Source organism: Streptomyces sp. NPDC017448, from assembly GCF_044330565.1.
Taxonomy (GTDB): Bacteria; Actinomycetota; Actinomycetes; order Streptomycetales; family Streptomycetaceae; genus Streptomyces.
The window spans coordinates 66,855-82,271 of sequence record NZ_JBIRLM010000019.1 but is presented as its reverse complement, the minus strand read 5'-3'; the positions used below and the strand labels follow the sequence as shown (position 1 = coordinate 82,271).

The window sequence follows — 15,417 nt, the reverse complement described above, 5'->3', positions numbered from 1 at the left end:
GTCGTCCGGGCGGCGGAAGAGGGAGCTGCCGCCGGGGGAAGGCGCGGACGTCAGCCGGCCGGGACCACCGGCAGCTCCAGCACGCCGGTGTCCTCGGGGGCGCTCACGACGGTGACGGGTTTGATGCCCCGGTTGCCGAAGTACGCGGTGTCGCTGGCGGCGATGACGAACTCCAGCCGGTGCCCCTTGCCGTACCGGTGGACGATGCCGGGCAGTTCGACCGTGAAAGGCCGGGTGACGTCGGGTACCCGGACCGGGGAGACGAGCCGGTTCACCAGCGTGCGGCCGCCGTCGGGGGCGACGTCGTAGACCTTGGCGAACAGGACGAGCTTGTCGGAGGCGTCGCCGCTGTGCTGGACCCGTTCTGCCTCCGGTGAGACGACCTCGAGGGTGGCCTTGGGCGCGCCGACGACGTCGAGGGGGGCGGCGAGGGGCTCGCTGCGCCACCCGAGGTAGGTGCCCTTCGTGTCGTACGGCTCGATGTCGGGTAGCCCGATCAGCGGGGCGATGGAACTCTCGGAGTGGCTGGTGGGCACGGGCCGGTTGGCGTACTGGCGGCTGCCGCGCACGACCTCGGAGCGGTCATCGACGAGCTTGCCGTCGCCGGAGAGGTAGAGGGACCGCGAAAGGGCGGGGACGTCGGCGGCCGTGCCGTAGCCGCTCTGCCAGTCGCGGTAGTAGGAGAGGGCGGGCCCGGTGTCGGCGGCCGTGTTCTTACGGAGGTGGCGGTCGAACCAGGCCAGCACCCGCCGTCCGACGTGGCTGGCCTCCAGATTGCCCCGGCCGAGGTCGAGTTCGCCGGGGACCCGGCCGCCGCTGTGCCCCCAGGACTGCCAGATCATCTTGGTCTCGGTGCCCCGGGCCTTGAGCGTCCGGTAGGTGGCGGTCGCCTCGTTGAGGTTGAAGAGGGTGTCGGCCTGGCCCTGGACGATGAGGGTGGGGGCCTTGACCCGGTCGAGGTAGGAGACCGGCGAGACGCTGCGCGCGTACGCGAGCATCCGCTCGGTCTGCCCGGCGGGGTAGCGGCCGGAGTTGAGCAGCCGGACGGTCTCGCAGACGGGGGTGGCGAAGTGCAGGCAGTCCAGCCGGTTGATCCGGGACGGGTCCGGCCTCGGGGTGAGCAGCGGCCGGCCTTCGCCGATCAGGTAGAAGCCGTTGGTCCACTGCCATTTGAAGACGCCGGGGGTGTCGGAGGTGACGCCGGTGCGCGCGCCGGTGTTGTTGGGGGCGAGTGCGTAGCCGAGGTCGTTCCAGGTGATCAGGGGGACGAGGGCGTCGACGCGCGGGTCCACGGCGGCGGTGGCCAGTTGGATCGCGCCGCCGTAGGAGCCGCCGATCATGCCGACGCGCGGATCGCCCTCGGCGTCCCGGGTGACGTAGTCGGCCTTCGTGCCGTCGTCGGCGGCGCGGACTCCCCCGAGGAAGTCGAGGAGTCCGCTCGCCGCCTCCCCGTCGACGGCGGGGTCGTCGAGGGTGATCAGACAGCCGGACCCGCCGAAGCCGAGGCCCGAGTAGACGAGGCCGACATAGCCGCGCTCGGCGAACGCCCTGCCGATGGCGTCGGTGGAGCCGTCGGACTTGCTGCCGCCGAACCCGTTGGTGGCGAGGACGGCGGGGGCGGGGCGGGCCGCGTCGACCCCGGCGGGCCGGTAGAGATCGGCGTCCACCGCGCAGGTGCGGTCGCCCGCCTCGACGGTGAACGTCAGCGGGGTGACGGTGTACGGGCCGGCCTCGGCACGGGCCGGGCCGGCGAGGACGAGGGGGGCGGCGAGGGCCGCCCCGGCGACCGCCGCGAGAAGGCCGCGCACGCGGGAGACGGCACCTGACACGAAGACCTCCACACCGAGGGCCTTACCGGCCGGTAAGCAGTGGGTCGCGCCCATGCTGTGACACAGCTCACCGCGTGTCAACGCACCGGGCGGCGACTTTTGACGGGTGTTCACCTTTCGCACCAAAGCGCCTCCCCACGCGCGGGCGCGAACGGCGTCCGCGGGGGCGCGGGCACGGCGGGGCCGAGGAGGTCAGCGCAGGGCGGGGGCCCGTACCGTCAGCGTGCAACGCCCGCCGTCCGCCGGCGCGTCGAGCACCGCCGCGACGCCCAGGGGGACCGTCAGCGACGTCGGGCCGTGCCCGAACCCCAGCTCCTCGACCACGGGTACGCCCAGCGTGCCGAGCCGGTCGGCGAGCACGGGCCGGACCTTCTCGTACGGCCCGCAGAGCTGCCAGGAACCGCAGGCGACCCCGGCCGCGCCGGTCAGCCCTCCGGACCGCAGGAGCCGGGTGAGGATGCCGTCGAGCCGGTAGGGCTCCTCCCCGGTGTCCTCGATCGCCAGCAGCCCGCCCCGGGCGTGGGTCCGCCCGCCGGGGGTGCCGGCGTCGGCGGCGAGCAGGCTGACGCAGCCGCCGTACAGGACGCCTTCGGCCCGTCCGGGGACCAGGGGGCGGGCCGTGTCCAGCCCGAGGGTGAGCACGGTCTCGGGTGCGAAGAGGGTGGCCCGCAGGTGCTCGCGGGTGGGCTCGTCCTTCAGGAAGGTCTCGGTGGCGACCATCGGCCCGTGCAGGGTCGCGAAGCCGGCGCGCAGCGCGAACGCCTCGTGCAGCACGGTGATGTCGCTGTAGCCGACGAAGACCTTGGGCCCGGCGGCCCGGATCGCCGCCCAGTCGAGCAGATCGACCATACGGTGGGCGCCGTATCCGCCGCGGGCGCAGAACACGGCCTCGACAGCGGGATCGCACCAGGCTGCCTGGAGATCCGCCGCGCGGTCCGCGTCCGTACCGGCTAGGTGGTCCAACTCCGGGTGCCTGGACCGGACATGGGGGCCGACGACGGGGTCGAGGCCCCAGTCGCGCAGGAAGGCGATCCCCTCCTCCAGCCGGTCGGCGGGGACGGGGCCGCTGGGTGCGACGACGGCGACCCGGGAGCCGGGCCGCAGCCGGGCCGGCCGGGCGAGCGGGGTGGCCGGTGCGGGGCCCCGGCCGCTCACGTGGTCAGCTCCAGCGGCGGCACGTCGGGCCGCTCGATGCCGAACGTGCGGGCGTAGAGCGACAGTTCGGCCTCCAGGGCGCGGACCAGGGTCTCCACGCGGCGGAAGCCGTGGCCCTCGCCCTCGAAGGCGATGTAGGCGTGGGCGACGCCCCGGCCGGCCACGGCGGCGAGGAACCGCTCGCTCTGGGCGGGCGGGCAGATCACGTCGTCCAGGCCCTGGAGCAGCAGGAACGGGGTGTTCAGCCGGTCGGCGCGGTGGAGCGGGGAGCGTTCCCGGTAGCGCTCGGGCACCTCGGCGAACGAGCCGACGAGGGAGTCCAGGTACCGCGACTCGAAGTCGTGGGTCTCGTCGGTGGCCCACCCTTCGAGGTCCAGCACCGGGTAGAGGATCGTCCCGCAGGCGTACAGGTCGGTGCTGGTCAGCGAGGCGGCGGTGGTCCAGCCGCCCGCGCTGCCGCCCCGGATCGCCAGCTTGCCCGGGTCCGCCGCGCCCTCGTCGACCAGCGCCGAGGCGACGGCCGCGCAGTCCGCCACGTCGACGACGCCCCACTCGCCGCGCAGGCGTTCCCGGTAGGCGCGTCCGTAGCCGGTGGAACCGCCGTAGTTCACCTCGGCGACCCCGATCCCGCGTGAGGTGAAGTAGGCGATCTCCAGGTCGAGGGCGAGCGGGGCGTGGCCGGTGGGCCCCCCGTGCGCCCAGATGACGTAGGGAGGTTTCTCGCCCTCGGGCCCGGTGCGTTCGGGGTGGCGCGGCGGGTAGACGTGGGCGTGGATCTCCCGGCCGTCGGGGCCGGTGAAGGTCCGGCTCTCGGGCCGCGGGTAGTAGGCGGGGTCGACTGCGTTCCGGTGGGGTGCGCCGATGGTGCGGGTGCGCCCGGTCGCGGTGTCCAGTTCGACGACCTCCGGCGCGCTGGACGGGCTCGCCGCGACACCGACGACCCGGCTGCCGTGCACGGTGAGGGTGTCGGTCCAGGTGGTCCAGGGGCCCGGGGCGTCCGCGAGTTCGCCGGTCTCCGGGTCGAGGACGCCGAGGCGCTGGTCGCCCTTGCCGTGCAGGACGGCGATCAGTCCGTTGTCCAGCGGGTGGAACCAGCGCAGCCCGATCTTCCAGAGCGGCCCGCCGAACTCCTCGCCCCGGGGCGGCAGGAGGCGGCTGCTGGGGACCGCGCCGCCCGCGACCGCGTCGGGGCGGATGCGCTGGAGCTCCCACCAGCCGGAGAGGTCGGAGACGAACAGGAGGCTGCCGTCGCGGTCCCACTCCACCTGGCAGACCGCTTCGTCGAGCCCCCCGACGAGGGGCCGGACACCGGTGAACCGGCCCGTGTCGGTCACGTCGGCCAGCATGACCACCGTGCCGTCCCAGGGCATCTCCGGATGGTCCCAGGCGATCCAGGCCGCCCGCCGCCCGTCGTGGGAGACCTTGGGACCGGTGACGAACCGGTGGCGGTCGTCGGAGAGTTCGCGGACCTTCGAGCGGTCGTCGGCCGCCGAGCCGTCCAGCGGCACGGCGGCGACGACCCGCCGTACGTCGGTGGGCGCCGGCCCGGTGAACTCCTCGAGCACGCACCAGACTTCGCCCGCCGCCCCGTGCTCGGCGCGCACCTGCGGGTCCACCCAGCGCAGCCCGCCCCCGACGCCGGAGACGGGGGTGAGCGGCCAGGGCCCGCGCTCCGGCCGGTCGGGGGCGTAGGCGTAGAGGCGCTGATCGGTGAAGTGGACGAACACCACGAGGAGTTCCCCGCCCTCGCGCACCGTGCCGGCCCAGGGTTGCCCGCCGTACTCGACGACCCGGCTGCGGGCGTTCCAGGGGGCGGGCAGCACGGGGTCGGTGGAGCCGTCCGCGCGGCGGCGGACCAGGGTGCGGCGGCCGCCCTCGGCGGGGCGCGGCTCGGTCCACCAGACCTCGTCGCCGACGGTGCCGAGGTGGTCGGGGCGGCCGTCGTGCGTGGCGGTGAGCGCCGCGTCGATCGGTGACGGCCAGGTGCCGTACGGGGCTGCTGCGGGCACGGTGTTCACGTGGGTCGTTCCCCCCGGGGACGATGCGGTCAGGCGGTACGCAGGTAGTGGTCGAGGACGCGGACGCCGAAGTGGAGGGCGTCGACGGGGACGCGCTCGTCGACGCCGTGGAAGAGCCGCTGGTAGTCGAAGCCGACGGGCAGCTTCAGCGGGGTGAAACCGTAGCCGGTGATGCCGAGGCGGGAGAACTGCTTGGCGTCGGTGCCTCCCGACATGCAGTACGGCACGGTGTGCGCGCCCGGGTCGAACCGCTCGACCGCGGCACGCAGTTTGGCGTACGTCGGGGAGTCGACCGGTGCGGTGAGGGCCTGCTCGCGGTGGTAGAACTCCCAGGAGACCGAGGGACCGGTCAGCCGGTCCAGGGTGGCGTGGAACTCGTCGTCGCCCCCGGGGACCATCCGCCCGTCGACGTACGCGGTGGCGTGGCCGGGGATGACGTTGACCTTGTAACCGGCGTCCAGCATCGTCGGGTTGCTGCTGTTGCGGATCGTGTTCTCGACGAGGGAGGCGGCCGGGCCGAGCTTGCCGAGGAGTTGGGCGACGTCGAACCCGGGGGCGTCGAGGTCGGCGGTGATGCCGTGCAGGGCGGCGATCTCGGTGATCGCGGCGCGGACGGTCGGGGTGAGGCGGATGGGCCATTCGTGCTCGCCGATCCGGGCGACGGCCGCGGCCAGCGCGCTCACCGCGTTCTCCCGGTTGACCTTGGAGCCGTGCCCGGCCCGGCCCTCGGCGGTCAGCTTCAGCCAGCCGGTGCCCCGCTCGCCCGCCGCGATCGGGTAGAGCGAGAGGCCCTCCCCTGCGTGGAAGGTGAAGGCCCCGGACTCGCTGATGCCCTCGGTGCAGCCCTCGAAGAGACCGGCGTGCTCCTCGGTGAGGAAGCCGGAGCCGTCCGCGGCGCTGTCCTCCTCGTCGGCGGTGTAGGCGATGACGATGTCGCGCGCCGGGCGGAACCCTTCGCGGGCCCAGCCCCGTACGACGGAGAGGACCATCGCGTCCATGTTCTTCATGTCGACGGCGCCCCTCCCCCACACGACCCCGTCGCGCACCTCGCCGGAGAAGGGGTGCACGCTCCAGTCGGCGGGTTCGGCGGGCACCACGTCGAGATGGCCGTGGACGAGCAGCGCGTCGGCCGTGGGGTCGGAGCCGGGGATCCGGGCGACCACGTTGGTCCGGCCGGGGGTGCGCTCCAGCAGCGTCGGCTCGATCCCGGCGTCCGCGAGCCGTTCGGCGACGTATTCGGCGGCGGGGCGCTCCCGGCAGTCGCCACCGCCCCGGTTGGTGGTGTCGATTCGGATCAACTCGGAGGTGAACGCCACCACTTCGTCGAGCGCCTGCTGGTCCACGGGTCCGAGCGGGTCGGGGGCCTCAGCCATACTGTTCCTCCACGGCGGCCGACACGATCGTCGTCACCGCCTTGAACGTGCGGATTCCTTCGTACATCGTCGCGCTGGTGTACGCCACGCGCCTCTCGCCGCTCGGCGCGACCCCGGGGACGACGGTGGCCGCCGCCGCCAGGTGCTCGGCGTCGAACTCCAGCTCCACGGTGAACGCCGTGCCGGTGACGGGGGGCCGGCGGCCCGCCAGCGCGGTGGCGCTCTTGGCCGCCGCCCGGATGTCGGCGGCGGTGCGGGCGGGGGTGCGGCAGACGGCCGCGTACCGCGACACGTAGTCCTTGACGGCGACCTTCCGGGCGTCCGGCGCGTACCCGTCGGCGTCCACGCAGGTCAGGTCGTCGCCGGTGACGAGGACGACGGGCACCCCGTACTCGGCGGCGACGTGCGCGTTGAGCAGCCCCTCGCTGGCGCGGACGCCGTCGAGCCAGACGCCGGTGATGGAGTTGGCCAGGTAGGTGTGGGCGAGGACGCCCTCCGCGCCGGCCCCGGTGTGGTAGCCGACGAAGGCGACCGCGTCCACGTCGCCGTGCTGGATGCCCTCCACCATGGACAGCGACTTGTGCTTGCCGGTGAGCATCCGGACCCGCTCGTCCATGTGCTCCAGGAGCAGGTTGCGCATCGACCAGTGGGCCTCGTTCACCAGGACCTCGTCGGCGCCGCCGTCGTAGAAGCCGAGGGCCGCCGCGTTCACGTCGGAGGTGAACATCGACCGGCAGCGCTCCCACTGCGGGGTCCCCGGCAGCACGTCGGCCGGCCAGGTGACTCCGGTGGCGCCTTCCATGTCGGCGCTGATGAGGATCTTCATGCCGCCACACCGTACGCGTCGTCGGCGGCGCGGGCCAGGGAGGGGCGGCGCGCCGCGGGGCCGGTCCGGCGGGGCGGCCGTCTCCGGTCCCGTACGGCGGTGGGGCGCCGCCCTTCGCCGGGGACGTACGCGTGCGGTCCGACGGGCCCGTCCCTGCCCAGGACATCGCGCGCGGCTGCCCCGCCCTCTGGCACCGCGGCGGGCCGTGCCGCGATACTGCGGCACCACCGTTCGAACGAAAGGACCCGCGTGACCCCCTCCTTCCCCGCGACGGCCCGGCTCGGCCTCGGCGGCACGGCGCTCCTGCTCGTCCTGACGGGCTCCGCCCTGCCCGCGTCCGCCGCCCCGGCGGACACCGCCCGCACCCCCGGGGCGGCGACCGTCGAGGAGCGGCGCCTCGACCGTGCCGCCCCGCAGGAGATCCTCCGGCGCAGCGGGTTCGACGCTCTCGCCCCGCGCTTCGCGCGGGCCCTGGAGCGCTCCCGCGGTTACGCGCAGGCCGAGCGGGCGGTCACCCGCCACGCTTCGGCGCTCTGGCGGCGCGCCGTCGACCGCGCCCAGGGCCGCGGCCCCGCCACGGGCGACCTGAGCCGGGGGGACGACCGGCCGCTGTACTGGGCCCGGCTCGCGCTCAGCCGGGAGCTGCGGGCATGGGCGCCTCCGTTCGCGCTCGACGCCGACCAGCGCGCGGCCCTGCACACCGCTCTGGAGAGCGCCTCGCGCGGCCAACGGGAGATCCGCTTCCCCGGCCCCCGGATGAAGCGGGTGCTCGTCACCGGTTTCGACCCGTTCACGCTCGACCGCGACGTGCGGATCGGCAATCCCTCGGGCGCGAGCGCCCTCGCCCTGGACGGCACCGTGGTGCGGACGGCCGACGGGCCGGCCCGGATCGAGACCGCCGTCTTCCCGGTGCGCTGGTCGGACTTCACCGAGGGCGTCGTCGAACGGGCCCTGGCGCGGCACCTGCCCCACCTGGACCTGTTCACCACGGTCAGCCAGGGCAGGCCCGGCCGCTTCGACGTGGAGCGCACGAACGGCGCCTGGCGCGGCGGCTTCCCCGACAACGAGAACGCGTCGAGCACCGGGCTCGTCCCCGTCGCCGGCCCCGGAACCCAGCCGCAGTGGACCTCCACCACCCTCCCCTACCGGCGGCTCGCCGAAGCGGACACGGGCCGCTTCCCGGTGTACGACAACACCGAGGTCACCGAGATCCCGGCGGGCGGCGCCCAACCGGTGACCAGGCCGGAAGGCCCCACCCCCGGCTCGACGGCCCGGGCAGGGGGCGGTGGCGACTACCTCTCCAACGAGATCGCCTACCGGGTCACCCTGCTGCGCGACCGGCTCCGGCTGCCGCACCTGCCGGGCGGCCATCTGCACACCCCGGTCCTGCGGTTCGGCGCGGAGAACACCGATCCGCAGACGGGGGCGGTCACCGACCCGGACTTCGAGCGCAACCGCTCGGACATCGTGCGCCAGGTGGGGGAGCTGGTGAGGACGGCGGTGACGGCCGCGGGCTGAGCCGCCCGTGCGGCCCTGCTTCCGCCGCACGGGCGGACCGGGGCGGCAGGCACCGTGCCCCGCGACGCCCACCCGGGGCTCGGCCGCTCAGCGCTGGGCTGCGAGGCGTCCGTCCGCCGGGGCGGCCGGGCCCTCCCGGAGGAAGGAGTGCCGGGCGTCGGCGTGGCCGGGGCAGAGGGCCGGGCGGCCGAGGGTGCTGCCCCGGCCTCCCCTTCCCGTCCGGGCCGGCGGCATCGACGGCAGCCAGGTCCGGTCCGGGTGACGGAAGCGCAGGTGCGACAGGACCCTGCGGGCCACGGGCCGCTCCGGCAGCGGGGTGGCGAGGCGGGTCGTCGTCCATTGGCCGGCCGGGCAGCGGGTGCACAACCGGTAGGAGATCTCCCCGACGACCTTGCGGTGGTGGACCAGGAGCAACTGGTGCTCGTCGGCGCCGTCTCCCGGCGGGCACGAGGCCCACTCCAGTGCGGCGAGCGTACGCGCCCGCCGCCTCGTCCGCGCCCAGCGGCGCCGGAGGGCCCCGGGGCGGCGGCGCCGGCGTGCGGGCCCTGGCCCGGTCCGCCGGACGCCGTCCGGACCGGGGTGGGGGCTCGTGCCGCCTGCCCGGGAGGAAAGCGGCGGTGCTGGAGAAATCCGCATGTCCGACGTGTGCCCCGGAGGCGGCGTCTGATGCCGATCGGATCTTCCGCCGTCTCCCGCCGCGCCCGGACCGGCCGGACCGGGGCCGCCCCGCGGGGAGGGCCCGGCCGGTGGGAGCCCGCCCGGTGGGGCCCGGTCCGGGCGGGCGCGACGTGCGGGGGCGCGACCCGCGTCAGCCGGTCTTCGCGTCCCGCAGCAGCTCCTCGATCCGGGCCAGCTCGTCCTCGGTGAAGTCGAGGTTCGCGACGGCCGCGACGCTGTTCTCCAGCTGGGTCACGCTGCTCGCGCCGACGACGGCGGAGGTGAGCCGGCCGCCGCGCAGCACCCACGCCAGGGCCAGCTGGGCGAGCGACTGGCCGCGCTCCTTCGCCAGGGCGTCCAGCGCGCGCAGCCGCTCCACCAGCTGCGGGGTGACGGCGTCGGCGGTCAGGAACGGGCTGTCGCCCGCCGCCCGGGAACCGGCCGGGATGCCGTTCAGATAGCGGTCGGTGAGGATGCCCTGCTCCAGCGGGGAGTACGCGATGGAGCCGACGCCCAGTTCGCCCAGGGTCTCCGGCAGCCCGTCGTCCTCGATGCGGCGGTCGAGCATCGAGTAGCGGGGCTGGTGGATGAGGAGCGGGGTGCCGAGGCCCTCCAGGATCGCGGCGGCCTCGCGGGTCTGCGCGGCGGAGTAGTTGGAGAGGCCGACGTAGAGGGCCTTGCCCTGCCGTACGGCGGAGTCGAGGGCGCCCATCGTCTCTTCGAGCGGGGTGTCCGGGTCGGGCCGGTGGGAGTAGAAGACGTCCACGTACTCCAGGCCGAGGCGCTTCAGGCTCCGGTCGAGCGAGGAGCGCAGGTGCTTGCGCGAGCCCCATTCCCCGTACGGCCCCTCCCCCATGTGGTAACCGGCCTTGGTGGAGATGACCAGCTCGTCGCGGAGGCGGGCGAAGTCGGTGGCCAGGGCGCGGCCCAGGGTGAGTTCGGCGGAGCCCGGCGGCGGGCCGTAGTTGTTGGCGAGGTCGAAGTGGGTGATGCCGAGGTCGAAGGCGCGGCGCAGGACGGCGCCCTGCGTCTCAGGGGCCCGGTCGCCCCCGAAGTTGTGCCAGAGGCCGAGGGAGAGCGCGGGCAGCAGCAGCCCGCTGCGGCCGGTGCGCCGGTAGGGCATGGCGGAGTAGCGGTCGGCGGACGGCAGGTACATGGAGGGCTCCGCGGGAGGGGTACGGGGGTGGCGCGCCGGGGCCGGCGCGGTTCGGGGACGGACTCCAGGCTTCCGCAGATGGTTCCAGCAGTCCAACAGGAGATTCCGCTCGGATTCATCGCCTAGATTGCTCAATCATGGAACTGCGTCAGCTGGAGCACTTCGTCGCCGTGGCGGAGGAGCGGCACTTCACCCGCGCCGCCGAGCGCCTCGCCGTCTCGCAGTCCGGGCTCTCCGCCTCCGTACGGGCGCTGGAGCAGGAGCTGCGGACGCCGTTGTTCAGCCGGACCACGCGCACGGTCCGGCTCACCGAGGCGGGGCGGGCGCTGCTGGTGGAGGCGGAGCGCACGCTGGCGGGCGCGCGGGCGGCGCGGGACGCGGTCGACGCCGTACGGGGGCTGCTGCGCGGCACGTTGACGGTGGGGGTCGAGCAGTGCGTGGCGGGGGTGAACCCGGCACGGCTGCTGGCGGCGTTCCACCGGGACCATCCGCAGATGGAGCTGCGGCTGCGCCAGGAGGGCACCAGCAGCCTGCTGGAGGGGGTGGCGGGGGGCCGGCTGGACCTGGCGTTCGCGGCGACGGTCGATCCGGCGAAGTGGCGCGGGGAGCTGGTGCCGCTGGCCCGGGAGCGGTTGGTGCTGCTGTGCGCGGCGGGGCATCCGTACGCCGGGCGCCCGGAGGTGGGGTGGCAGGAGCTGGCGGGGGCGTCGTTCATCGACTTCCACCCGGACTGGGGCCCCCGCCGGGCGGCGGACGGGGCGTTCGGGGCTGCGGGGGTGCGGCGGACGGTGGGCCTGGAGGTCAACGACGTGCACAGCCTGCTGGAGTTGGTGCGGGAGGGGCTGGGGGTCGCGGTGGTGCCGCACCACTTCTCCCGCAAGCCGGAGGCGGCCCGGCTGGTCACGGTGGAACTGGCGGGCGGCGCCCGGCCGGTGTACGAGAGCGTGGCGGTGCTGCCGACGGCCCGGCACACGGGACCCGGGGCGCGGGCGCTGATGCGGCTGCTGCGCGAGGACGCGGAGGCGGGGTGAGGCGGGGGGGGTGCAGCCGGGGCGGCGCGTACCCGGCACCCCGCACCCCCGTGTGCGCCCCTGCACCCGCCCGCGCCGTACGTCCCCGTCCCGTGCGCCCGCCCTCCGTACGTCTCGGTCCCCGTGCGCCTCAGTCCTCGTGGCCCAGCTGGAGGTCCCGTTCGGTGCGGCCGCCGCCCGTGACCTGGAGGACGGTGGCGACCGGCGGGTACCCGGCGGCGATCACCGTGTACTCGCCTGATGAGAGGTCGACGAACCGGAACGATCCGTCCGCCCCGGTGGTGAGGGTGTCCACCACGTTGCCCGCCGCGTCGAGCAGGGTGACCCGGGCGTCCTCGACGGGCCGTCCGCCGGTGGCCCGGACGACGCCGCGCAGGACGGCTCCGCCCGCCAGCTCGATGTCCTGCCGGGTCTCGCGGGCGGCCTGCACGCTGACCGGGAGGGCGGCGGGGCGGAAGGCGGGGGCGCTGGCGGCCAGGGTGTACTCCCCCGCGACCAGCTCGCCGATGACGTAGCCGCCCTCGCGCCCGGCGCGGGTGGAGGCGACGACTTCGCCGTGCACGTCGGTGAGGGTGACGGCCGCGCCCTGGACCGGGGCCCCGTCGGGGGTGAGGACGGACCCGGCGAGCCGTCCGGCGCCGCCGAGGACCACGTCCAGCTCGACGGGGCGCTCGCCCACGGTGACGCTGACGGCCTGCGGCTGGTGGCCGCCGGCGGCGGCGATCAGGACGTACGAACCGGCGCCGGGGACGCTGAGCGCGTACCGCCCGTCGTCCCCGCCGGCCCCGCGCCCGATCTGCCGCCCCTGGACGTCGATGAGGGTGAGGGCGGCCCGGGGGACGGTGGTGCCGTCGGAGTGCTGGACGCACCCGTGGACCGGGATCCCGGAGAGGCGGTCGGCGGCGGGCCGCACGGAGTCGGCGCGGGCCGCGGGGATCGGCATCGTGGTCTCGGCGGCGGCTTCGGGGCTGTGGTGGGACACCAGCGGTTTCTCCTTGAGGAAGAAGGCGAGGACCAGGCCGAGCACGAGCACCGGCACGAGGTAGAGGAAGATGCGCGGCATCGCGTCCACGTACGCCTGGATGTAGGCGTCGCGCAGCGCGGGTTCCATGGCGTGGACGATCTGCGGGGTGATCGACGCGGGGTCCGGCAGCTCGGCGCCGGTGGGCAGCCGTACGCCGAGCGCGTCGGAGAGCCGTCCGGCGAACAGCGTGCCGAAGACGGCCGCGCCGACGCTGCCGCCGATCTGCCGGAAGTAGTTGTGGGCGCTGGTGGCGGTGCCGAGGTCCGAAGGGCGTACGGAGTTCTGGACGGCGAGCACCAGGACGGACATGACCAGGCCGATGCCGGTGCCGAGAACCGCCTGGTAGAAGCTGTACGCCAGGACGGAGGTGTCCGCCTCCAACAGCGAGAGCAGGGCCATGCCGACGACGGAGACGGCGCTGCCGACGATCGGGTGGAGCCGGTAGCGGCCGGTGCGGGTGATGAGCTGGCCGGAGACGATGGAGCCGCCGACGATGCCCATCATCATCGGGAGCATCAGCAGCCCGGACTCGGTCGCGCTGACCCCGTCGACCATCTGGAGGTAGGTGGGCAGGTAGCTGGCGGCCCCGAAGAGGGCGATGCCGACGACCGCGCCGACCAGGCCGGTGACGTTGAAGACGGAGTCGCGGAACAGCCGTAGCGGAATGATCGGTTCTGCGGCCCGGCGCTCGGCGGCGACGAAGAGCGCGGTGGAGACGACCGCGCCCGCCGAGAGGCCCAGGATGGTGCCCGAGCCCCAGGCGTACTCCGTGCCGCCCCAGCTGGTGACCAGCACCAGGCAGGTGGAGGCGACGGCGAGGAGCGCCGCACCCAGGATGTCGAGGCGGGGGCGGACGGCGGGCCGGGGCAGCTTGAGGACGACCGCGATGACGGCCAGGGTGACCAGGCCGAACGGGACGTTGATGTAGAAGCACCAGCGCCAGGAGGCGTGGTCGGTGAAGAAACCGCCGAGGAGGGGTCCGGCGACCGAGGCGAGGCCGAAGACCGCGCCGATGAGTCCCATGTAACGGCCGCGCTCCCGGGCCGGGACGATGTCCGCGATGATCGCCTGGACGCCGATCATCAGCCCGCCGCCGCCGACGCCCTGGAGGGCGCGGAAGGCGATCAGCTCGTCCATGGTCCGCGACCAGCCGGCCAGGGCGGAGCCGATGACGAAGACGACGATGGCGAACTGGAAGACGCCCTTGCGGCCGAAGAGGTCGCCGAGCTTGCCGTAGAGCGGCAGGACGATGGTGGAGGCGAGGAGGTAGGCGGTGACCGCCCAGGACATCTTCTCCAGACCGTGCAGCTCACCGACGATCTTCGGCAGGGCGGTGGCGACGATCATCTGGTCGAGCGCCGCGAGCAGCAGGGTGAGCATCAGTCCGAGGAAGACCATGCGGACCTTGCGGGGGTCGATCTCCGCGGCCTCCGGCCCGGGGCCGGGTACAGGGGGCGGGGCGGCGGGGGTTTCGAGGGACGCCGTCGAGCCGTCCGGGGCCGAGACTCCCGGAGCCGGGCGGTCCGGTCCCGGCCTGTCCGGTTCGTCCTTCTCCAGCGTGATCCCACCCACCACGTAACGCTCCCCTCGTCGCACCTGCGCCGCCCATTTCTCGCATCGCGCGGCGAGGCGGGGCAAACGTGACAGGGGGCGCGCGAGGAGCACACGGTGGGCTTAAGCCCCGGTGGGAGCCGCTACGGCGCACAACCGGGCGCACCGGAAAACCACCCGTTCCGGTGAGGGCCCTCCCCTACCGGAGAGCGCGGCGCCCCGCCCCGGAGGCGGGAGCGACCGCGCACCGGAGGCCGCCGACGACCGGCCTCCGGTGCGGGGAGCGGGAGTTACTTCTCGACCTCGGCGGCGAGGTTCTGGAGGAGCTCGTCGTAGATCCGGCCGAGCCCCTTGGGCGCGAAGGTGCGCTCGAAGAAGCCGCCGATGCCGCCGGCGCCGTCCCAGACCGTGGTCACGACGGCCTTGGACTTGCCCTCACCGGCCGGGGTGACGGTCCAGGTGGTGACCATGGAGGAGTTGCGGTCCTTCTCGACGAGCTGCCCGTCGGTCGGCTCGCTGACCTCCAGCAGGCAGTCGCGGACCCGCTTGCTGGTCGCCTGGAGCTTCCAGTGGACGAGGGTGCCCTCGCCGTCTCCGCCCTCCCGGACCTCGTACTCGCTGAAGTGCCCGGTCAGCACCTTGCCGCGGACGTCCTTGTAGTCGGCCAGGGCGTCGAACACCGTGTCCGCGTCCGCCGCGATGATCCGCTCCGTCGTCGCCTCGACCTGCGCCATGGCTGTTCCTCCGGCTATCCGTGGTTCGGGGGGTGTGCTGAGCCAACCACCTCGGGCACGGCCGCTCAAAATCGGGGCGGGTCCGGCTCAGGGGCAGCGGGTGGCGAGGACGCAGAATTCGTTCCCCTCGGGGTCGGCGAGGACGACCCAGCCCGCTCCGCCCTGGCCGACGTCGGCGCGCCGGGCGCCGAGCGCGAGCAGCCGCTCGACCTCCTCGCCCTGCTCGCGGTCGGTGGGGTTGACGTCGATGTGGAGCCGGTTCTTGACGCTCTTTCCCTCGGGGACGCGGGCGAAGGTCAGCACCGGCGGCACCGGCCCCGGCCGGTCCTTCCCCTCGGGCACGGCGGGCGAGCCGATGGTGACGACGCCCTCCTCCTCGTCCTCCTCCCGCACCTCGTAGTCGAGGACCGCGCACCAGAAGCGGGCGAGCCGGGCGGGGTCGGCGCAGTCGATCGCGAGCTCGGTGAACTTGCCGGCCATGGGCGGGACCTCCCGGTCGCGTCGCGGTTCGTCGGGAAGCCACACGCTAGCCGCACCAACGCGGT

General features: G+C 74.5%; 12 protein-coding genes. 2 read left to right on the top strand and 10 right to left on the bottom strand.

The features are described 5' to 3' along the window. Positions 1-50: 50 nt before the first annotated feature. The 5 genes from ACH4K1_RS26450 to ACH4K1_RS26430 all read right to left on the bottom strand — a co-directional run bounded on the left by ACH4K1_RS26450 (position 51) and on the right by ACH4K1_RS26430 (position 7,201). Positions 51-1,808, bottom strand: coding sequence for a CocE/NonD family hydrolase (locus ACH4K1_RS26450; RefSeq protein WP_398092116.1), 1,758 nt, complete (start codon positions 1,806-1,808; stop codon positions 51-53). Between the two features lie 213 nt (positions 1,809-2,021). Beyond that, entirely contained in the window at positions 2,022-2,984 is a 963-nt protein-coding gene (locus tag ACH4K1_RS26445; protein ID WP_398092043.1) for an LD-carboxypeptidase, read from the bottom strand. Continuing rightward, the gene (locus ACH4K1_RS26440; RefSeq protein ID WP_398092041.1) at positions 2,981-5,002 is read right to left on the bottom strand and encodes a S9 family peptidase; all 2,022 of its coding nucleotides are present in this window, start codon (positions 5,000-5,002) and stop codon (positions 2,981-2,983) included. The genes ACH4K1_RS26445 and ACH4K1_RS26440 overlap by 4 nt, the downstream gene beginning before the upstream one ends. Before the next feature lie 29 nt (positions 5,003-5,031). After that, positions 5,032-6,375, bottom strand: coding sequence for a M20/M25/M40 family metallo-hydrolase (locus tag ACH4K1_RS26435; RefSeq protein WP_398092040.1), 1,344 nt, complete (start codon positions 6,373-6,375; stop codon positions 5,032-5,034). Continuing rightward, a complete protein-coding gene (locus ACH4K1_RS26430; RefSeq protein ID WP_398092039.1) occupies positions 6,368-7,201 on the bottom strand; it encodes a M55 family metallopeptidase in 834 nt (277 codons plus the stop codon). The genes ACH4K1_RS26435 and ACH4K1_RS26430 overlap by 8 nt, the downstream gene beginning before the upstream one ends. Before the next feature lie 249 nt (positions 7,202-7,450). On the opposite strand from ACH4K1_RS26430, the gene ACH4K1_RS26425 reads away from it, so the two are divergent. Further along, on the top strand, positions 7,451-8,719 hold the full coding sequence (locus ACH4K1_RS26425; RefSeq protein WP_398092038.1) for a pyroglutamyl peptidase: 1,269 nt from the start codon (positions 7,451-7,453) through the stop codon (positions 8,717-8,719). Positions 8,720-8,806: 87 nt separating this feature from the next. Here the strand turns inward: ACH4K1_RS26425 and ACH4K1_RS26420 are convergent, their stop codons facing one another. Further along, positions 8,807-9,133, bottom strand: a complete 327-nt coding sequence (locus ACH4K1_RS26420) for a hypothetical protein (RefSeq protein WP_398092036.1) — start codon at positions 9,131-9,133, stop codon at positions 8,807-8,809. 394 nt (positions 9,134-9,527) lie between these two features. Then, a complete protein-coding gene (locus ACH4K1_RS26415; RefSeq protein WP_398092035.1) occupies positions 9,528-10,532 on the bottom strand; it encodes an aldo/keto reductase in 1,005 nt (334 codons plus the stop codon). Positions 10,533-10,669: 137 nt separating this feature from the next. Here ACH4K1_RS26415 and ACH4K1_RS26410 point away from each other — a divergent pair, with 137 nt between their 5' ends. Next, complete coding sequence (locus ACH4K1_RS26410) at positions 10,670-11,563, top strand: LysR family transcriptional regulator (protein WP_398092033.1); 894 nt, start codon at positions 10,670-10,672, stop codon at positions 11,561-11,563. Positions 11,564-11,693: 130 nt separating this feature from the next. Here ACH4K1_RS26410 and ACH4K1_RS26405 read toward each other — a convergent pair whose 3' ends face one another. The 3 genes from ACH4K1_RS26405 to ACH4K1_RS26395 form a co-directional block, all read right to left on the bottom strand. Then, on the bottom strand, positions 11,694-14,162 hold the full coding sequence (locus ACH4K1_RS26405; RefSeq protein ID WP_398092032.1) for an MFS transporter: 2,469 nt from the start codon (positions 14,160-14,162) through the stop codon (positions 11,694-11,696). A gap of 266 nt (positions 14,163-14,428) precedes the next feature. After that, positions 14,429-14,872, bottom strand: coding sequence for an SRPBCC family protein (locus tag ACH4K1_RS26400; RefSeq protein WP_398092030.1), 444 nt, complete (start codon positions 14,870-14,872; stop codon positions 14,429-14,431). An 87-nt stretch (positions 14,873-14,959) separates the two neighbouring features. Next, a complete protein-coding gene (locus tag ACH4K1_RS26395; RefSeq protein ID WP_398092029.1) occupies positions 14,960-15,352 on the bottom strand; it encodes a VOC family protein in 393 nt (130 codons plus the stop codon). Positions 15,353-15,417 lie beyond the last annotated feature (65 nt).